Annotated in this window: 18 protein-coding genes; 11 read left to right on the top strand and 7 right to left on the bottom strand. The window is 56.5% G+C overall.

The window, feature by feature from the left end:
* Positions 1-2 precede the first annotated feature (2 nt).
* Positions 3-1,229, bottom strand: a complete 1,227-nt coding sequence (locus ACW8F6_RS06835; protein ID WP_491575111.1) for a cyclic di-GMP phosphodiesterase — start codon at positions 1,227-1,229, stop codon at positions 3-5.
* A gap of 200 nt (positions 1,230-1,429) precedes the next feature.
* Positions 1,430-2,293, bottom strand: a complete 864-nt coding sequence (locus ACW8F6_RS06830) for an RluA family pseudouridine synthase (protein WP_491575110.1) — start codon at positions 2,291-2,293, stop codon at positions 1,430-1,432.
* A 206-nt stretch (positions 2,294-2,499) separates the two neighbouring features.
* On the opposite strand from ACW8F6_RS06830, the gene ACW8F6_RS06825 reads away from it, so the two are divergent.
* From ACW8F6_RS06825 to ACW8F6_RS06805, 5 genes are all read left to right on the top strand, one after another.
* The gene (locus ACW8F6_RS06825) at positions 2,500-3,507 is read left to right on the top strand and encodes a DMT family transporter (protein ID WP_491575109.1); all 1,008 of its coding nucleotides are present in this window, start codon (positions 2,500-2,502) and stop codon (positions 3,505-3,507) included.
* Between the two features lie 60 nt (positions 3,508-3,567).
* Positions 3,568-4,227, top strand: coding sequence for a hypothetical protein (locus tag ACW8F6_RS06820; protein ID WP_491575108.1), 660 nt, complete (start codon positions 3,568-3,570; stop codon positions 4,225-4,227).
* The gene (locus ACW8F6_RS06815) at positions 4,211-5,056 is read left to right on the top strand and encodes a hypothetical protein (protein ID WP_491575107.1); all 846 of its coding nucleotides are present in this window, start codon (positions 4,211-4,213) and stop codon (positions 5,054-5,056) included. The genes ACW8F6_RS06820 and ACW8F6_RS06815 overlap by 17 nt, the downstream gene beginning before the upstream one ends.
* 35 nt (positions 5,057-5,091) lie before the next feature.
* Entirely contained in the window at positions 5,092-5,370 is a 279-nt protein-coding gene (locus tag ACW8F6_RS06810; RefSeq protein ID WP_491575106.1) for a hypothetical protein, read from the top strand.
* Positions 5,371-5,478: 108 nt separating this feature from the next.
* Positions 5,479-6,840 (top strand): M28 family peptidase, encoded by a 1,362-nt coding sequence (locus ACW8F6_RS06805; protein ID WP_491575105.1) that lies wholly within the window; start codon positions 5,479-5,481, stop codon positions 6,838-6,840.
* 537 nt (positions 6,841-7,377) lie between these two features.
* Here the strand turns inward: ACW8F6_RS06805 and ppiC are convergent.
* Positions 7,378-7,659 (bottom strand): peptidylprolyl isomerase PpiC, encoded by a 282-nt coding sequence (gene ppiC, locus ACW8F6_RS06800; protein WP_491575104.1) that lies wholly within the window; start codon positions 7,657-7,659, stop codon positions 7,378-7,380.
* A 139-nt stretch (positions 7,660-7,798) separates the two neighbouring features.
* Here ppiC and ACW8F6_RS06795 point away from each other — a divergent pair, with 139 nt between their 5' ends.
* The 3 genes from ACW8F6_RS06795 (at position 7,799) to ACW8F6_RS06785 (ending at position 9,556) form a co-directional block, all read left to right on the top strand.
* Complete coding sequence (locus ACW8F6_RS06795; RefSeq protein WP_491575103.1) at positions 7,799-8,206, top strand: glutathione S-transferase N-terminal domain-containing protein; 408 nt, start codon at positions 7,799-7,801, stop codon at positions 8,204-8,206.
* A gap of 87 nt (positions 8,207-8,293) precedes the next feature.
* On the top strand, positions 8,294-9,097 hold the full coding sequence (locus ACW8F6_RS06790) for a substrate-binding periplasmic protein (RefSeq protein WP_491575102.1): 804 nt from the start codon (positions 8,294-8,296) through the stop codon (positions 9,095-9,097).
* Positions 9,098-9,127: 30 nt separating this feature from the next.
* Positions 9,128-9,556, top strand: a complete 429-nt coding sequence (locus ACW8F6_RS06785) for a hypothetical protein (protein WP_491575101.1) — start codon at positions 9,128-9,130, stop codon at positions 9,554-9,556.
* Positions 9,557-9,798: 242 nt separating this feature from the next.
* Here ACW8F6_RS06785 and ACW8F6_RS06780 read toward each other — a convergent pair whose 3' ends face one another.
* The 4 genes from ACW8F6_RS06780 to rnhB form a co-directional block, all read right to left on the bottom strand.
* The gene (locus ACW8F6_RS06780) at positions 9,799-10,341 is read right to left on the bottom strand and encodes a PEP-CTERM sorting domain-containing protein (RefSeq protein ID WP_491575100.1); all 543 of its coding nucleotides are present in this window, start codon (positions 10,339-10,341) and stop codon (positions 9,799-9,801) included.
* A gap of 604 nt (positions 10,342-10,945) precedes the next feature.
* Positions 10,946-11,893: an acetyl-CoA carboxylase carboxyltransferase subunit alpha gene (locus ACW8F6_RS06775; RefSeq protein ID WP_491575099.1), complete on the bottom strand. Its 948-nt coding sequence runs from the start codon at positions 11,891-11,893 to the stop codon at positions 10,946-10,948.
* Positions 11,894-12,153: 260 nt separating this feature from the next.
* Entirely contained in the window at positions 12,154-15,768 is a 3,615-nt protein-coding gene (gene dnaE, locus ACW8F6_RS06770) for a DNA polymerase III subunit alpha (protein WP_491575098.1), read from the bottom strand.
* A gap of 2 nt (positions 15,769-15,770) precedes the next feature.
* Positions 15,771-16,391 carry a ribonuclease HII gene (rnhB, locus tag ACW8F6_RS06765; RefSeq protein ID WP_491575097.1) on the bottom strand — a complete coding sequence of 207 codons (621 nt, stop codon included), beginning with the start codon at positions 16,389-16,391 and terminating at the stop codon, positions 15,771-15,773.
* A gap of 123 nt (positions 16,392-16,514) precedes the next feature.
* On the opposite strand from rnhB, the gene ACW8F6_RS06760 reads away from it, so the two are divergent.
* From ACW8F6_RS06760 to lpxB, 3 genes are read left to right on the top strand one after another with little or no spacing between them, the layout of a single operon-like run.
* Complete coding sequence (locus ACW8F6_RS06760; protein WP_491575096.1) at positions 16,515-17,453, top strand: Gfo/Idh/MocA family protein; 939 nt, start codon at positions 16,515-16,517, stop codon at positions 17,451-17,453.
* Between the two features lie 44 nt (positions 17,454-17,497).
* Entirely contained in the window at positions 17,498-18,592 is a 1,095-nt protein-coding gene (locus tag ACW8F6_RS06755) for a DegT/DnrJ/EryC1/StrS family aminotransferase (protein ID WP_491575095.1), read from the top strand.
* Entirely contained in the window at positions 18,589-19,743 is a 1,155-nt protein-coding gene (gene lpxB, locus ACW8F6_RS06750; RefSeq protein WP_491575094.1) for a lipid-A-disaccharide synthase, read from the top strand. Before ACW8F6_RS06755 ends, lpxB begins: the two co-directional genes overlap by 4 nt.
* Positions 19,744-19,816: the final 73 nt, after the last annotated feature.

Below are 19,816 nucleotides of genomic sequence, written 5' to 3'. Positions count from 1 at the left end.
AACTACAGCGCGATAGAAGCCAGACTAATGCCGTAGGCATCGGGCTCAAGGCTGCCCAAAATTTCCAGCGGACTCCCATCGGGATTGCGAGTTTCTTTCATCAGATCGCGAATTTTCACCTCGATCAGCGGCGCCTTGTTAGCATCTAAAATGACCATGACCTGCGGCCGCAAACGGCGCGCGCGATACTCCGCCAGCACCACAGCCACTTCGCCAGAGGTTAGCTCCACCAAGGAGCCCGCGGGGTAAATACCCACCGCCTGAATAAACTCTTCAACCAATTCCGCCTGGAATTCGGAACCTTTTTTTTCGTACAAGCGCTTTATCGCCTTGGCGGGTGGCAGGGCCTTTGCGTAAGCCCGGTTACTGGTCATAGCATCGTAGCTATCGGCAATGGCGGCAATACGGGCAAACACCGGGATTTTTTCGCCCACTAAGCGGAAAGGGTAGCCAGAACCATCGTAGCGCTCGTGATGGTAGGCCACCATTTCCAGCACATCTTTGTTAATAACTCCACTTTTTCTGAGTGCCTGCACACCCAGCTTTACGTGCTCTTTGACCTGTTCAAATTCAGCCCCGGTTAGAGGGCGCTCGGCGGTGAGCAAGGCGCGATCAATTTTGAGTTTTCCGACGTCAAATAGCAGCCCGCCAATGCCCAGCGAGCGCAAGTCGGGTTTGGGCAGCCCCAACTGACGCCCCAATGCAACGCTCCAGATGGCGCACCCCAAAGAGTGATTAAAGCTGTAGTCGTCAACGCTACGCATTTTACCCAGCCATAAACAAGCATCTGGATTGCGGGTGATGCTTTCAATCATGGGCTCTACGGCCTTCTTGATTTTAGGCATGTCCAGCACAATTTTATCGCGCGAAGTCAATATGCTTTTTACGCACTCGCCGAGTGTTTCCAAGGCCGCCTTGGCTTTGGGCAACTCCAAATTCCAACTGTGTTTATCGTGATAGGGCTGCAGGTTATGCTCGGGAAACAGTGCCTGCACCGAGGCCTTTTCTGCGCGCAGCATCAACTTGCGCACGGGTTCATCGCGACTGGGGCGATAATTTCGATCCACGTACACATAGGAACAAATACGGCTGATAGCCTCGATATCCTGGAGGGACTCTATTAAAAAGCCCTGCAACAAAAACGGCGTTTCCAACCAGGGGCGATCCAGCTGCGACACAAACATGCCGATTTTCAAATCGTGTACATCTACTTTTTCGGTTTTTAACATCCAGCCCCCTGCCACTGATCACCCCCAATACCGCAAACTTGGGGCAAGCCTAAGTGTAGCTGCCGGCGCTCAGATTGCCGGCTGGCAGGCCCAGTGAAGGCAGATAATTTGTGGGGCTTTAGCGTAGACGCAGGGCGCGATCTGCCTGTCGCGGCACCCTAGGCACTTGGCTCAGGCGCGCGGCGGCGCGACCGGTAGCGCTAGGTATTTTGGCGAAATACGCTGGGTTCAGGCGCGCAGATATGCAGGCGTCGACGGGTGACAGGGTGAATCAGGGTCAGGCTCTGGGCGTGCAAACAAAAGGGCCGGTCGGCGCGGCCATAGCGTTCATCGCCCACCACCGGATGGCCGAGCCAAGCCAAATGGGCGCGAATCTGGTGTTGACGGCCGGTTTCTATACGCACGGACAGGAGCGTGCAATTGCCGACGGCACGCAGGGTTTCGTAGTGCGTCAATGCCGATTTGGCCTGTGGATGGGCCCCCACGTGCATCTGGTATTTTACCGCATCCATACGCAGGGGCTGATCGATGGTGCCGGCACTCGGCGAGGGCCGCCCCTGCACCAGCGCCAAATACTGCTTGGTGGTTTGGTCCCAGTGGGCCATGACTGTTTCGCGCAGTGCGCGGCTGGTGGCAAACAAGAGCACGCCCGAAGTATCCCTGTCTAACCGGTGCACGGGCCACAATTTGACCGGTGCCTGCGCACGGCCCAGTTGGTGGCGCAGCAGCGCCAGGGCATGGTGGGTGTTGTCATCTTGGCTAGCCACCGACAACAGACCAGCCGGCTTGTTGATAGCAATCAGCTGCTCGTCTGCGTATAGCACTTCCAGCTGTTGAGTGCGCAGGCGCTGTTGCTGCACAGCCTGCGACACCGGTGCCGCGTGTATCTCGATCTGGTCGCCGGGCTGCAAGGGGAGATCGTGGCGTTTAACCCGGTTGCCGTTAACGTGAATACACCCGGATTTTAGACGCTGTTTTAGCGTATTGCGCGACCATTCAGGCAGTGCCCCCGCCACATAGTTCAGCAGTAATCCCGCCTGATCCACACACAATTTTTGAGACATTCAGGCCGGCCCGTCAGTAGTTTAGCCGCCCAGTGTAAACTGCCCTGCTGCCCCTAACCAGCGCGCGTGCAGCAAATAATTCGCGCCTTAGTTGGGGACTTGGGGCCGCTATCCGTCAGAGGGACTGCCCATTTGCGGCGACGGCCCAAACACCGTGACCGCTGTCGCCCTTACGCCGGCATCGACTGACAACGAGAGTAATCGCAATGAACATCCAGACCAAACCTGTAGCCCTGTCGTTATTGGTTCTGGTGTGCGCCATTTGGGGCGTTGGCTTTGTGGTCACAGAACATGCCCTGGGCACCTTCACAACCCAATCGCTTAACGCGCTGCGCTTTGCACTGGCGGGCTTAAGCCTGGTGCCCCTGTGGTGGACCCTGCGACACCAGGCCCGCCCCTGTTCGCTCGGCAGTCTGCTGAAAGGCGGTTTGAGTTTGGGATTGGTGCTCTATGTGGCCTTTTACACGCAAACAGAGGGCCTGCGTTATACCAGCGTATCCAATGCAGGCTTTATTACCGGCATGTGTGTGCCGCTGGTGCCATTGCTGGCCTGGTTGCTGTTTAAGCAGCGCATAGGCAAGGCGGTTTGGCTGGCGGTGGTGCTGGCAACGCTCGGCCTATACGCGCTGACCGGTGGCGCCTCTGCCACCCCCAACAAAGGCGATGCGCTGGTATTGCTGGGCGCTTTGGCCTTTGCCACCCACATAGTGCTCACCGGTCACTTTGCCCGCAAACTGCCGGTGGTCAGTTTGAGCCTGGTGCAGATGTTTGCCGTCTCGGCCTACAGCCTGGCCGCTTCCTACGCCTTTGATAACAGCCCAGGCCAAACCGTCTTTTCGCTTTCTGCAGATCACTGGCGGGCACTGCTTAGCGCGGACATTATTGGCGCCTTTGTGTGGATGGCGCTGCTGTCCACCGCCTTTGGGTTTTGGGTTCAAACCAGTTGCCAACAAACCCTGGAGGCGCATCAGGTAGCCCTGGTATTCGCGCTGGAACCCGTCTTTGCACACCTCGCGGGCGCACTGTGGCTGGGCGAGCGCTTGGACGCTCTGGGTTGGGCCGGTGCCGCGGCAATTCTCGCGGCCATGTTGGTGGCCGAACTGGGCGAGCGGCGCGCCAACGCGCAATTGCACCCTGCCGACCAGATGGCGGCCCCCGATCCGGAACTCGATCCACCGCCCACCTCCGCCGGCGACCAACGCGCCGCGGGGTAAAACCTGAGGCGCTGTGTGGTATAGTCGAGAGGTTTCACTTTCCGCTCACAAGGACGTCCGATGCTAATAGGTCACTACAGCGCCGCCTTGGTCGCCAAGGCCGTCAAACCGCAACTGCCAATCTGGCAATTATTTATCGCCGCCCAGTTTGTAGACTTTTTGTGGGTGGGCCTGGCTTGGCTCAATATCGAATACTTTTCGCTGAATTTCAGTTTGCCCACCAACCCCCTGGTGCTCGAGCATCAACCCTATTCCCACAGCGTCTTGGCTACCTGCCTGTGGTCGGCCGGCGCCGTGGCTTTCTGTTGGCTGGCACTGCGCGCCCGACACGCCGCCTGGGTATTAGGCGCCGTAGTGGCATCGCACTGGCTACTGGATTTTCTGGTCCACCGGCCGGACCTTTTAGTGTGGGGCAATGTCAAAGTTGGCCTGGCGCTCTGGAATAACACAGCGGCGGCCATGGCGCTGGAGCTCGCGCTGATCGCCGCGGCCGGCGGCTACTGCGTCTGGGCTAGCCCCGCCCACTGCCGTCGTTGGTATGCCGCCCTGGTGTGTCTGCTGCTGACCGCCACGGTGGTGAACTACCAATCGGCCATGCCACACAGCACATCGGGTATTTTATTGGGTGCCCTAGCGGTTTACCTGAGCGCACCCGCGATGGCCTGGTGGCTAGAGCGCCAGACACAGAGAGCCCCTGCTGCTTATGCCGTTGCCAATTAATCGCGCGCTGCTGGGCCTTTTGGTTGGCACCTACTCACTCGGTGCCGCCAGCATGCCCTTGTCTCAATGCCTGGCCATGGCCAGTGATTACTATCAGCAGGTGTACTGCGAAGTTCGCGCAAAGGACGCTGGCGACGCCCTGCCACCGCTCTATCAGTTTAAAAATAATCCGCTGCAAACCCAATGGTTGCTATTGAAGCGACCTGCAGAAAAGCTGGGTATTAGCCTGCGCAAACCCCAGGGTGAGCCGGCGACCAGGCCTCGCGCTGTGGTCATTGCGCCTACCCCGCCAAAGGCCGCCCCACAGCGAGCAACCACTGCGTCGCCATCGACGCACGCCGCCCCACATTCGCCCCCGCACAGTTTAGATTGCAGCCACACGGCAAACCTTTTAGTGTGCGGCGAGGCTCGCTACCAGTTGCAAACCAATCTGCACAACCGTCGCCTGGCTGCCAATGCGCTGAGCGCTGAAAACCGGCTCACACTGCCGGCGTATACCGGTGACATCCACGACGAGTCGGCCGTGCGGCGCTACTTGTACGACGCCTACGCCGATTATCTCGATAAAATGCGCAGTATTGGCCTGGGCGGAATCACAACCACCTTTGGTAATTTCAGTTACCTGTTTTACGATTACCATGCCCAGGGGCTGGATTTTGCCGCGCGTTTTGAGCAGTTATTTCACTATTTGAAGCGCGATAAACGCACGCTGGCGGTGTCTGAACAACAGGCCGATACAAGCGGACTACAGCTGACCCAGTGCGCGCCCCTGCGCCAATACATGATTTGCGAGCACCAGGGCAGCAACCTGCTGTTTGCCCGCCTTTAATCCGCCACCCATTACAATTAGTTAGAGCGACCACTATGAGCGGTTTTACTAAACAGGACCTGGAGCGCGAAAGCCAATCCGAGCTGGGTCAGGGGCACATGTGCACCAACAATATTCATCCCCACCACCTGAAAATTTATCGGGTAAAAAAAATTGCCGGTAAAGCGCAGAAACACTGGGAGCTGTTTAGCCTGTGGCTGGCAACACCGGAGGATGTCGCCAATGGCGACGCCAGCCGCGAAGACGAAGTGCTCAATCTCAGCTCCATTGAAATTGAATTTTGCCCCTTCTGCGGCACCCAGCTAACGCAGTAGCGCCCACCGGCCACACGTGTCAGTCGACGGGGGTTTTGCACCGTTGACTCGTCTCCTTGAGTACTACTGCGCGCTTGCCCCGCACACCACGAGTACAGGAGCTACCCCATGAATCGAATTTTCGTCGGCTTGGTCTTCATTGGCTGCTGCGCCTCCATTCGCGCGGAATGGGTCGCGCCGCCAGCCGAAAAGGCCGCCCTTTATGCCATTGGCTCGGCCGCCAGTGCTGCGCGTATAGAGGCCGATATCGCCAAGCTGGTAAGTTTTGGCACGCGTCATACGCTATCTGACATCCAGTCGGACACGCGCGGCATTGGCGCCAGCCGGCGCTGGATCGAGGCCGAGTTTAACCGTATCAGTGAGGCTTGCGGCGGCTGTCTGGAAGTCATCACGGTGGCAGAGACTGTGTCCGGAAAACGCATCCCCCAACCCACGGAAGTGGTCAATGTCATCGCCCTACAGCGCGGCGCCACAGACCCTCAGCGGGTCGTGTTAATGGCCGGCGATATAGACTCGCGCGTGAGCGATGTCATGGATGCCCACAGCGATTCACCCGGCGCCAACGACAACGCCTCGGGAGTGGCCGGCGTACTGGAAGCGGCGCGCCTGCTAAGTGGCTACCGCTTCAACGGCACGGTGGTCTACGCCGCCCTGTCGGGCGAGGAACAAGGGCTCTACGGTGGCGAAATTCTAGCCCGCTACGCCAAGCAACAGCAGTGGCGCATTCAGGCCGTTCTCAATAACGATATGATTGGCAATATCGAGGGTATCAATGGCGTGGTGGACAATCGCACGGTGCGCGTCTTCTCCGAGGGCACCCGCGCCGTCGAATCGCCGGAAGAAGCTCGGCTGCGCCGCTACACCGGCGGCGAGGTTGACTCGGCCTCGCGCAATCTGGCGCGCTACATTGAAAAAGTGGGCGAGCAATATGTGCCCAACCTCGATGTCATGATGATTTACCGCCTGGATCGCTTTGGGCGCGGCGGCCATCACCGACCCTTTAACGAGGCGGGAGTTCCGGGAGTGCGCATCATGGAGGCCTGGGAAAACTACAATCGCCAACACCAGGACTTGCGCACTGAAAAGGGCATCGCGTACGGCGACACGCTGGCGGGCGTCAACTTTCCCTATGCCGCCAAGCTTACCAACCTGAATGCCGTTACCTTGGCGTCTATGGCCTGGGCACCGGCACCGCCGGCCAATGTGGCGATCAGCGGCCAGGTCAGTGCCGACACCCAGCTGCGCTGGGATGAGGCCAGTGGCGCCGAGGCTAAAACCCTGGCCGGTTATCGGGTGTATTGGCGCCTGACCACAGATGCCCAGTGGCGCCACAGCCGCTTTGTGGGCAGGGTCAACCAATTTACGCTACGCAACATCGTAATCGACAACTACTTTTTTGGTGTGGCCAGCGTGGCCCAGGACGGCACCGAAAGCCCCGTGGTTTTTCCTGGCCCCGCCGGCAGTTTTTAAACAGCGGCCACCCATTCAACTCCATCCGGCGCCCGCTCAACAGAGCGGGCGCACCGTGACGGGAGCGCCACCTCGCCGCCCCCTGAAAAAATACTTGGCAAACCCATAGACAAGCGGCACACAAAGGCCTAAGTTCAGTGCGTGGTTTACGTCGCCGCGCGCCATTGTGCGCCGATCGTGAACCCGCCCCTACGTCTTCCGTTTACGGGCCAAGCCCCCAGGAGTCGAATATGAGTAAAGAGTTAAAAAGCAGTAAAAACACCAAGAAGAAAGCCCTGTTGTCGCCTAAGGAAAAAAAGGCCGCTAAGATTGCCAAAAAGCATTCCAAAAGTTTTCTCGACGTGTAAAGCCCATTCTGCAGCCCGACGCGCGTTGGGCTGCTAGCATCCTCCAGTTAAATACCTACCACAGACTCGCTTGCAAACTGTCACAGGTAATTGTGCCTAGATAGCGCGGACTGCGCTCGTCGGTGTGTCTGTACTGTTAAACCCTATTGACGATTATTGGCGCGCGAACAGGCACATTGGGCAGGACCATTCAGTCGTCCCGATAGATGGTTTCAATTAAGTGGTAGCCGAATTGGGTTTTAATGGGACCGTGCACCTGCAGCACCGGTTTTTTAAACACCACCTGGTCGAAGGCTTTCACCATTTGTCCGGGCCGAAACTCGCCCAGATCACCGCCCTTTTTACCGGAGGGGCACAGAGAATGTCGCTTTGCGAGGGTGCCAAAGTCCGCGCCCTTGATTAATTGCTGCTTTAAGCTTTCAGCTTGCGCCTTGGTTTTGACCAAAATGTGGCGTGCACAGGCCTTTGCCATGGTAATACTCCTAGCGATTGCATTGAGGGACCCGGCGAGCTAACCGTAGATATTGGCGTAAACAGCGCCAAAACCGTTAAAAAACGCGCCCCTTTCCCCTATAATGCGCAGCATTTTACCCCAAGGCACCGGAAAACCCATGCGATTGCTATTGAAACTCCTGCGCGAAGGCTTAGGCCGCATTATCATCCTGGTCGATTTCCTCACCCGCCCCAGCCCCCTGAAGCGCTCAAAGCCAGAGCAAGCTAAAGTGAATGCTCAACTGGCACACATGGCGCTCTACCAGTTCTACGCCTGCCCGTTCTGCATTAAAACCCGACGCGCCCTGCGCCGCCTCAACCTGCCCATGCAAACGCGCAGCATTAGCGAGGGCTCGCCCTACCGGGAAGAGCTGGCAAAGGCTACCGGTAAACTGCAGGCGCCCTGCCTGCGCATAGAGCAAGACGGCCGCGTCGAATGGCTGTTTGATTCTAAAGACATCATCGCCTACTTGGAAAAACGCTTCGACAACCGCGCGGGCACCGTTTGCGTGAAAAGCCCCGCCTGACGGCTGTCACACAGCATTGACTATACTGAGGTAATCCGGCAGCCCAAACGCTGAGCTGCCCCTGCAGCTTGCACCTCAGGATGCCCTATGCGCGCGTTGTATCGTCTACTCCCTCTAATCTTGGGCGCTTTGTTACCCCTGGCCACCCAGGCAGGCGATTCAAAGGCGCCCGCCAAGTCGCCCTTAATAATCGTATATGGGGCCTATGTGACAGAACCCTATATTTTTTTAGACAAGAATCAGGTGGTGGGGGGCGTTTACTGGGACCTGGCACAGCTAATAGAGCAGCAGCTCGCGCGGCCAGTCACCTTTACGCGCGTGCCCCGACGCCGGATGGAGCTGTATTTAGCCGAAGGCAAAGCTCACGTCATGCTACTGGCCCACCCCAGCTGGATTTCGAACCCCCAAGCACTCGAGTGGACCAGTCCAATCATGACGGAATACGATTTGCTGGTGCAGCGCAAAACGCACACCTTTCCGGTGCATTCACTCGATGACCTTATCGGCAAGCGCATTGGCACCATACTTGGTTATCACTACCGTGGTTTGTCGGACGAGCCCTACCTCAGTCAGGTGTTGCGCGACGATGCAAAAACCATCGAAGCCAATTTTAAACGCCTTGCCAAGGGCCGCATCGATGCACTGCTAGACTCCAACATTCTCATTGAATACTTTTTGCGCCAGCAGCGCATGCACGATCGCTTCCAACTTGTCACCAGTTGGGGCATTGGCTACGAAATTGTCAGCGGCCTATCGCCCAAATCTCCGGTGTCTGCCGAGGCACTCTCCCAGGTTTACCAAGACCTGCACCGCACCGGGGCCATAGAAGCGGTCATTGAGAAATATGCCCCAGGCCACGCACAACTTGTCAGGCAGCTAAACTCGCCGTAGCATTGTGCGTTTTATATCAGGGAAGAGATCATGATAAATCACCGCGCACTCGCCGCTACGCTGCTTGTCTGGGTACTGTGTGTCCTAACGGCAACGGCCGCAGACAATGGCGAAACCATCGAAGGCTTTTTCGCCCGCGATGACCACCAACAAAAATTTCAATTGCTCCAGTCTAGCGGTCAGCTTGCCGAGCAAAGGCAGCACTACCTGGCCCAATGTGAAAAGCAAGCCAGCGACAGCGACGCCCCCATCCAATGCGACTGCTTTCAAAACGCCTTGCGGCAATTGAGCGATCAGCGTTTTTACTACGAAGCGGTGCTGGCCTACGAAGAATACATGGCACGCTTTCACGCCACACCCGAAGCGCGCGAGGCTCTCCGAGCTGAACAAGCCAAACGCCCCAACGCGCTGAAAGACATCGAGCAACAATGCTCGATGTCGACCGCGACACCCGAGTAGGACCATTGAAAGAGAATCAACCCTGCGCAGTTGCAGGCCGATGGCACAGCCTGTGAAACTTTACGCCCTATCCCTAGGGTCTTTGTCCCTAGGATCTTGCGCCGTGGAGTTATTGCACGAGACAGGCGACCACATCACTGCGCGACTGCGACTGTCTGCCACAGACAGAGGCAATCCAATCGGGCTGAAAATAACAGCCAGCCCGACTGAGTGTTAACATCGCCAGCTATTCGGCAGCGAGACTATCGGGCAGCGAGGGCAGCGCGACGCCTGGCGAGCAAACCCGCCAATCCCAATATCAATAGTCCCAACACACTTGGCTCGGGCAGTTCAGTACCGCGCACCCGCACATGGTGATCAGTAAAACCCGGTACATCTTCCAAAGACTCAATGGTGATCGAGTGCGAGCCTGCCCCAAAAATAAAGGAACCGCTGCTCCAAAGCGGGCTGGCAAATGCCACTTCCGGATCGGTTGTATAGTAGCCCGCATCAAAGGCACCCACACCCAGTTCATCGTAGTTGGGTAGATCTGCCGTTGAAAATATCAGGCCGCCAAAATCATAGACAGAGAATGACTCTCCAATAACGAAATGATCCGTAATATCAAATTTGACGGAAGTCGTCGAAGTCCACTCCCAAGTCGTTCCGAAAAATGATCCCGCCGAGCAGGGGTCGCAGACATCACCATGCCAGCTGCCATCCAACACCAGTGGCGTCGAAAATGAAAATTGCGAAAAAGACAAAATCCCGCCAAGCGCCACAGCCTTTAATAAATTGCCGTTCATAATATTTATTCCTTTAATGAATTACAAAAGTCACACCTATAGAGCACGGTAAAAGCGCGAACGCTAGCAGTACGCAATATTTGTTCCTTAGGGAAATTTACGCTGGCGTTACAACAACTTATCTTTCACAGTCGGCCTAGCCATCCGAAAAATGTAAATTCCTTCGACAAAAAAATGATTATTAAGAGGATTTTATTTAGAAAAATTTTGTATGGTGCGCTTTTTTGACACCACATTTCCGACCAAAGGATCGCCGCCGAGCCCTGACCCGCAGGCAGGGGGTGGTCACTAAAGCGGGGGAATGGCGGCGCGATAGTGTCTCTCGGCATCGGTATCGTGCAGTAGTGAACGTGGAATATTCCTAGATCCAATCACCTCCAGATTAGCGGCAATTTTCGACGTGTTAATCAGAGGTTTAAGGCATTAGTCAGCCGCGTCACCTACCCCGAAATTGACCGTCAGGAAAATAGACCCGTCACAATGTGCGGTAAATAAGGTGCACAGAAAGAGGTCTAATTAACACTCTCTGGCGCCGATCAAGGTACACCTAAAAAACACAAAAAAGGCCGCAAATGCGGCCTTTTTTGTACAGAGGATAAGTGCCTCAGTTACCGTAGCTCATCAGGCGCTGGTAGCGCTTCTCAATCAGCTCGTCGATACTCAAAGAGCAGAGGCGATCCATCTGTTCGCTCAATTTCCCCTGCAGGGTCATCGCCATCTGGTCGATATTGCGGTGCGCGCCGCCCAGCGGCTCGGGAATCGTCTCGTCCACAATGCCCAACTCTTCCAATACCGTCGAGGTGACGCCCATGGCCTTGGCAGCGTCGGGCGCTTTTTCAACGGTTTTCCAAATGATATTGGCACAACCTTCCGGGCTAATCACAAAATAGGTGGAGTATTGCAACATGTTCAGCTGATCGCCCACGCCGATGGCCAGCGCGCCACCGGAGGAGCCCTCACCTATCACGGTGCAGATAATCGGAGTGCGCAGGCGCGACATGACCGCCAGGTTCTGGGCAATGGCCTCACTGATGCCGCGCTCTTCACTGTCGATACCCGGATAGGCGCCGGGTGTATCAATCAGCGTGAGCACCGGCATTTTAAAGCGCTCGGCCATTTCCATCAGGCGCAATGCCTTGCGGTAGCCTTCGGGCTTGGGCATGCCGAAATTGCGCATGACTTTCTCGGGCACGGAGCGGCCCTTTTCCTCCCCGATCACCATCACTGGCTTGCCGTCCAGGCGTGCAACCCCGCCGATGATGGCGTGGTCGTCGCCAAAGTGGCGGTCGCCGTGCAATTCATCCCAATCGGTGAAAATGCGTTTGATGTAATCAGAGCTGTAGGGACGCTGCGGATGGCGAGCCACCTGCACTACCTGCCAGGGGCTGAGGTCTGAATAGATGCTGGCAGTCAACTTTTTGCTTTTGTCCTGCAGCTTGGTGATTTCCTCGGTGATGTTCAGGTCGTTATCCGACCCCACCAGACGCAATTCCTCGATTTTTGCTTCGAGGACGGCTATGGGCTGTTCAAAATCCAGATAATTCAGGTTCATCTTCGCCAATTCTTGGTTACGGGGCTTACGCCCACTGACTAGGCCCCCATTTGCGGGGCTGAAAATGTCGCTAAAGATACGCGAAAGGGACCGCGACGTCACCCTTCGAGGCCGCAAAATCGGCCCAAATCCACCCCTGTTTTGTCAGAAATCCCCAGTTCAAATACTAACTGGGGCCAAACAGTTGTTTGAACCTAGACCCTAATCGGCCACCATGGCAGTTTTATTATGGCCGGCTACACGCCCATGGGCCGGTAAGGCTAATACACCATGCGCACGCGCTCGGTACCGAACAGGTCGCGCAATTCACTCAGCAGCGCCTCGGAGGCTGTGACCTGCCAGTTGTCGCCCAAGTGCACCCGCCCGCGGGCAACATCGGTGCGAAAATCCACCGTCACCGGGCACTGGCCGCCGCGGTGTTGATTCAATACCCGCGTGAGCTGTTCCAGGTGCTTGTCCGTCACTTGATTATGGTGCCACTCCATGTGTACACCCTTGGCCATATTGGCGCGGGCCTCGCCCAAATCGCTGACCGTCTCGGCGCGCATTTTTAGCTGACCCGAATAGTCGTCGTGACTCACCTGCCCTTCGATCACCAGCAGCGCATCCTTCACCACTTTTTCGCGATAGTTATTGTAGGTATCGGAAAACAGCGCAATTTCGATGCGACCCGAACGATCGTCCAAGGACACAAAGGCCATGGTGTCGCCGCGCTTGGTTTTCATGGCTCGCATGGCCACCACCAGGCCGGCAATGCGCTGGTTGGACTTTTCGGGCTTCAGGTCGGCAATGCGGTTGGACACCAGATACTTGAGCTCGCGGTGGTACTCGTCGATGGGGTGGCCCGTGAGGTAGAGGCCCAGCGTGTCGCGCTCGCCGTCCAGCCGCTCGCGCATGGTCCAGCTGCGTACCTGGCTGAATTCGCTGTAAACGTCGCCGTTGGCCGATGCGGCGGTGGGCACCACCTCGCCAAATAAATCCATCATACCGGCACTGGCGTTGGCGTGACTTTGCTCTGCCGCTTTAACGGCCTCACCGATGGCGGCCATAAGTACGGCGCGGTCGTAATCCAAATTTTGTTGCGGGCCAATGCGGTCAAAGGCGCCCGATCGAACCAGGGCTTCCAATGCGCGCTTGTTAACCTTGCGCGGATCGATACGCGCGCAAAAATCAAACAGGCTGGTAAAGGGCCCGCCCTCATTGCGCGCGGCAATAATGTTATCCACCGGCCCCTCACCCAGGCCCTTAATGGCGCCCAGGCCGTAGACAATATGGCCCTCGGGGTTGACGTTAAACATGAATTCGCCACTGTTAACATCCGGCGGCAACAGGGTCAGGCCTATTTCCCGACATTCTTCGATAAAAGTAACCACCTTGTCGGTTTTATCCATGTCCGACGACATGGTGGCGGCCATGAAGTGGGCGGGATAGTGCGCTTTTAGCCAGGCGGTTTGGTAGGACACCAGCGCGTAGGCGGCGGAGTGGGATTTGTTAAATCCATAGCCGGCAAACATTTCCACCAGGTCGAAAATTTTCATCGCCAGGTCGGGATCTATACCCTGGCTTGCGGCGCCCTCCTCGAAGGTCGAGCGCTGCTTGGCCATCTCCTCTGGTTTTTTCTTACCCATGGCGCGGCGCAACATATCGGCGCCACCCAGCGTATAGCCAGCCAGCACCTGGGCGATCTGCATCACCTGTTCCTGGTAAACGATAACGCCATAAGTGGGCTCCAGAATGGGCTTGAGCGATTCGTGCTGGTAGGTGGCATCCGGGTAGGCTACTTTAGCGCGACCGTGCTTACGGTTAATAAAGTCATCCACCATGCCCGACTGCAGCGGCCCCGGCCGGAACAGCGCCACCAGGGCGATCATGTCTTCCAGGTTGTCGGGCTGCAGTCGCTTGATCAGATCTTTCATGCCGCGCGATTCAAGCTGGAATACCGCCGTGGTTTCGGCGCGCTTTAGCAACTTAAAGGTCTTGTCATCGTCCAGCGGCAAGGCGGAGATATCGAGTGGCGGCTCGCCCGTGAGCTGGCGATCGCGGTCGATCATTTTCACCGCCCAGTCGATGATCGTCAGCGTGCGCAGCCCTAGGAAGTCAAACTTCACCAGGCCGGCCGATTCCACATCGTTTTTATCGAACTGGGTGACGAGCCCGCCGCCCTCCTCGTCGCAATAGAGCGGCGCAAAATCTGTCAATTTGGTGGGTGCGATTACCACGCCCCCGGCGTGCTTGCCTACGTTGCGAGTCAAACCTTCAAGTTTAACCGCCATCTCCCAGATTTCCTGAGCTTCGGCATCGGCGGCCAAAAACTCGGTCAGTATGGGCTCTTCTTCCAGTGCTTGTTTTAGCGTCATGCCGGGCGTGGGCGGAATCATTTTAGACAGCTTGTCGGCCAGGCCGTAACTCTTGCCCAGCACCCGCGCCACGTCGCGCACCACCGCTTTCGCGGCCATGGTGCCGAAGGTGATAATTTGGCTCACCGCATCGCGCCCGTATTTATCGGCCACGTAACTGATGACCTTGTCGCGATTTTCCATACAGAAATCGACGTCGAAATCGGGCATGGACACCCGTTCCGGATTCAGGAATCGCTCGAACAGCAAATCGTATTCGAGCGGGTCCAAATCGGTAATCTTTTGCGCGTAAGCCACCAGCGAGCCGGCGCCCGAACCCCGCCCCGGCCCCACGGGAATGCCGTTGTCTTTGGCCCACTGAATAAAGTCCATCACGATTAGAAAATAACCGGGGAAGCCCATCTGCATGATGATATCCAGCTCAAATTTAAGCCGGTCCACAAACAGCTGGCGCTTGCTGGCGTACTCTGGATCGTTTTTATCCAAAATTCTGACCAGTCGCCACTCCAGGCCTTCGTAAGTAATTTTCTGGAAGAAAAAATTAACCCGCAGGGCCTCGTCGTACTCGGGGGTACCCTCTTTGCCGGCCCATTTTTCGGCCATGGCATTGGCCGCTTCGCTGCGCATAAACTCGCGCGAATAGATGTTAAAGATCTCGCCTTGATCAAAATCCTCGGGAATGGGGTAATCGGGCAGAAAGTAGGTGCCCAATTGAATATCCACCGTACAGCGCTTGGCAATTTCAACCGTGTTTGCGAGCGCTTCGGGAATATCGGCAAAAAGCTCGGCCATTTCTTCGGCCGTGCGCAGGTATTGCTGCTCGCTGTAGCGGCGCTCGCGCCGCGGGTCGTCAAGCGCCCGACCCTCGCCAATACACACCCGGGCTTCGTGCACTTCAAATTCATCGCTGTGCAAAAAGCGCACGTCGTTGGTGGCCACCACCGGACATTGAAACTGACTGGCCAGCGCCACTGCCGCGTGCAGGTAATCCTCTTCGTTTTCGCGCCCGGTGCGGCTTAGCTCCAGGTAAAAACGATTGGGGAAATCCCGCTGCCAAGCCTGTAGCAATTCCGTCGCCTGTGCCGCGCGACCACCGAGTAGTGCTTTGCCCACATCGCCCAGCCGTCCACCCGACAGCGCGATGACGCCCTCGGCGTGCTCGCTCACCCAGGCGCGTTGAATTTTAGCCACGCCGTGGTGCTGACCGTGCTGCCAGGCCTTGGATATCAGTTCCGTGATATTTTTGTAGCCGGCCCCATTCATAGCCAGCAGCGTCAGCAGCGTGGTGTTACCCTCCTCGTCGGCCAGGTGAAAATCGGCGCCCACAATGGGCTTAATGCCCGCGCCTTCACACTTGCTGTAAAACTTGATCAGCCCGTAAAAATTCGTTTGATCGGTGATGGCGCAGGCGGGCATGCCCAACTCTTTCAAGCGGCCAATCAAGCCGCCGATGCGCACCACAGAGTCGGACAGGGAAAATTCCGTATGCAGGCGCAGGTGTACAAAAGACGCATTCATGCTTAAAACAAATCCAATTGTTCAAGTTGCTTTTTAACCGGCCCGAAGGATTGCCGATGGTGTGGCGTCACGCCGAATTTTTCCAGCGCGGCCAGATGCACTGCGGTGGGGTAGCCCTTGTGATCGGCAAAACCGTAATCGGGATAGGCCTCGTGCAGGGCCACCAATTCGCGATCGCGGGTCACCTTAGCCAGGATGGAGGCGGCGCTGATGGCCGCCACTCGGCTGTCGCCCTTAACCACGGCCTCGGCCGGGTAGCGCCACTTGGGAATTTTATTGCCATCCACCCACACGTGCTCTGGCTGTGTAGTCAGGCCTTCTACCGCCCGAGCCATAGCCAGCAAGCTGGCCTGCAGTATATTCAGGCGATCGATTTCCGCCACCGTAGCCCGGGCGATGCAATAGGCCAGCGCCTTGGATTGAATTTCCACAAACAACTGCTCGCGCTTTTTCTCGGTTAATTTTTTAGAGTCTGCCAGCCCTTCAATGGGGGCCGAGGGGTCCAAAATGACCGCAGCGGCCACAACGTCGCCCGCCAGTGGACCGCGCCCAACTTCGTCTACCCCTGCACCCAGGGTGCCACAGTAGCTGCTGATAAAGGGCTCCAGCTTTGCTTTGCTCATTATTTAACCAAAAGGTGTCGCGAAATGGAGGCCGATGATACCACCGGCGCCAAGCATTTGCCCAAACCTTGGGCTACAATAGCGCCCCTGTTACGCTAGCATCGCACAGAGGCCCTCGCGCGCATGAACAAGCTCAATACCGCCGTCATTGGCGTTGGCTACCTGGGAAAATTCCACGCCCAGAAATACGCCAGTCTGCCCAACAGCAACCTGGTGGCCGTGGTAGATGCCAACCCCGACAACGGCAAGGTCATTGCCGCCGAACACGGCTGCGAGGCGCTCACCGACTACCGCGCCCTGTTCGGCCGCGTCGATGCGGTTAGCATTGCCGCACCCACGGTGTATCACTACCAAATCGCCAAAGACTGCCTGGAAAACGGCATTCACGTACTCATTGAAAAGCCCATTACCGTCACGGTGGCCGAGGCCGACGAGTTGATTGCGCTGGCCAAGGCGCGCGGTCTGCTGATACAGGTGGGGCATTTGGAGCGCTTTAACGCCGCGCTATTGGCTCTGGGCGATCGCTTGGGGCAGCCGAAGTTTATCGAATCACACAGGCTTGCGCCCTTTAACCCGCGCGCCAATGACGTCAATGTGGTGCTGGATTTAATGATCCACGATATCGACATTATCCAGAATATTGTGGGCGTGCCAGTGAAGCACATTGCCGCCTCTGGCACCCGTGTGCTGACCGGCTCCACCGATATTGCCAACGCCCGTATTGAATTTGAAAACGGCTGTGTGGCCAATGTCACCGCCAGTCGGGTAAGCCTTAAAACCGAGCGCAAGATGCGCATCTTTCAAGCCGACTCCTGCATCACCATCGACTTTCAAAATCGTGCCCTGAAACTGTACAGCAAAGGCGAGAAGGAGATGTTCCCCGGCATTCCCGAAATCGAAAGTGAAGAGAGCCTGTTCGACAATAACGATGCATTGAAAGTAGAAATAATCGCGTTTTTAGACAGCATTCAGCACGGCAAACCGACGCAGGTCAGCGGTGAGGACGGCCGTCGGGCACTGGCAACCGCGCAGGAAATTTCGCGCTTAATGCACGACCACTAGAACCTGCCCTTCCTATTTATTAAACCGAATACCGAGACACTGCCATGAAAATTCCAATGGTTGATTTAACCGAACAATACCACCGCCTGAAGGATCAGATTGACGCTGGCATGCGCGAGGCGATGGAAACTGCGGCCTTCATTCTGGGCCCCAACGTGCAGGCCTTTGAAAAAGAAGCGGCCGCCTACCTGGGCGTCAAACACGCCATTGGCGTAGGTTCAGGTACCGATGCCTTACACCTGGCGCTGCTGGCCTTAGGCATTAAACCGGGCGACGAGGTCATCACCACGCCCTTTACCTTTATCGCCACGGCCGAAGCAATTAAATACGTGGGCGCCACGCCGGTCTTCGTCGATATCAATCCAGATACCTTTAATATCGATTTAGCCGAAGTCAGCAAGGCCATCACCGACAAAACACGCGCAGTGATTCCCGTGCACCTGTTTGGCCAGCCGGTGGATATGCCCGCCTTGAAAGCGCTGTGCGATGCACATAAATTACACATTGTAGAGGACTGCGCGCAGTCCTTTGGCGCGCACATCGATAACCGGCAAACCGGCAGTTTTGGCGATTTGGGCGCGTTCAGCTTTTTCCCGTCCAAAAACTTGGGTTGCTATGGCGACGGCGGACTGGTATCCACCGACTCGGACGAACTTGCCGCGCTGGTTCGACAATACCGCAACCACGGCAGCAAAGTGCAATATCACCACAGTTTGGTGGGCTACACCTCTCGCCTGGACGAATTACAAGCCGTGGTATTGCGAGCCAAACTACCCCTCATCGACGAGTTCAACGACAACCGCCGTCGCGTAGACAGTTTATACCGTAAATACCTGGCTGATACCGACGTTAAAACCCCCGCACAAGACGGTGTAGGCAAACATGTTTTTCACCAGTATTGCTGCTTGCACCCCGACCGCGACAAAATTCTGCAAGCGCTGCGGGCGCAAGATATTGCCTGCGCAATCTACTACCCAGTGCCACTGCACAAACAAGAAGTGTTTGCCGAAGATTGTAAAAATGTGTCCTTGCCGGTGACCGAGTCGGTAATGCAACACTGCTTCGCGCTGCCTGTATACCCAGAGTTGACCGAAGACAAGATTCAGCGCATCGCCTCTGTGATTAAATCCGCCCTATGAGCCACGCCTACACCGTCATGATCAGCGCCGGCGAAGCCTCCGGCGATTTACACGCAGCCAACTTGATTAAGGCACTGCGCAAGCTGGCACCCGACACCCGGTTTAAGGGAATGGGTTCCGATCAAATGCGCGAGGCTGGCTGCGAGCTGCTCGTGGACTGCGCCGAGATCGCCGTGGTTGGCTTGTGGGAAGTGGTGAAGCACTACGGCAAAATCAAGCGGGCGCTGAACCAGCTAGTGGACGCCTTGCGCGCCAGCCCACCGGATTTATTAATCTTGGTCGACTACCAGGAATTCAACTTTAGGCTGGCGGAAAAAGCCAAGGCCATGGGCATTAAGGTGCTGTTTTATATCAGCCCGCAAGTGTGGGCTTGGCGCCCACACCGCGTACACACCATGGCTAAAAAAATTGATCACATGGCGGTGCTATTTCCCTTTGAAGAAGCGTTTTACGAGCAGGCTGGCGTGCCCTGTACCTTTGTGGGCCACCCGCTAGTGGACGAAGTAGCCCCCAACCGATCGCCAGAAGAATGTTACCAGCGCTACCAGTTGAATGCTGACCTACCCATAGTGGGGCTCTTTCCCGGCTCGCGCAAAAGTGAAGTGGCAAGGGTATTGCCGATACTGCTAGCCAGTGCGCAACAACTGCGGAAGCAAAAACCCGACGCCCAATTTATATTGCCGCTGGCCAGCACCATTCAGTTGACGGACATACAGGACCTGTTAGCACAAAACCCCTCGCTACAGGTGCGCGCCATTCGCGACCGCTCCTATAACGTCATGCAAGTGTGCGACGCCATTATGACCGCCTCGGGTACCGCCACCCTTGAAATTGCACTCATGGGAATTCCCAATACCATCGTGTACAAAGTGGCGCCCCTGTCCTACTGGATTTTGAAGCGCATGGTCAAAATCAAGGATATTGGCCTGGAAAATATCGTTGCAGAAAAACGCATTGTACAAGAATTCATTCAGGGCGACGCGCAGCCTGCAAAAATAGCCGCCGAAACGCACAAGCTGCTAGACGACCAAGCTTATCGCCAAACAATGATTAGCGAGCTTAACAAAGTACGCGGCAAGCTGGGCAAGGAAGGCGGTTCAGCCAACGTAGCCCAACTGGCATTGGATATGATTGAAGGGCGAGTGGCGTAATTCGCCTTCAGGACGAGAGGGCTCGGCGCGCCACACGCGGTACAAACTTGCGCCCTCCACGCTAGGCGCAGGG

Source organism: Simiduia sp., from assembly GCF_058345725.1.
Note: the sequence above shows the minus strand (reverse complement) of the source record. Positions and strands in the feature narration are given on the sequence as shown.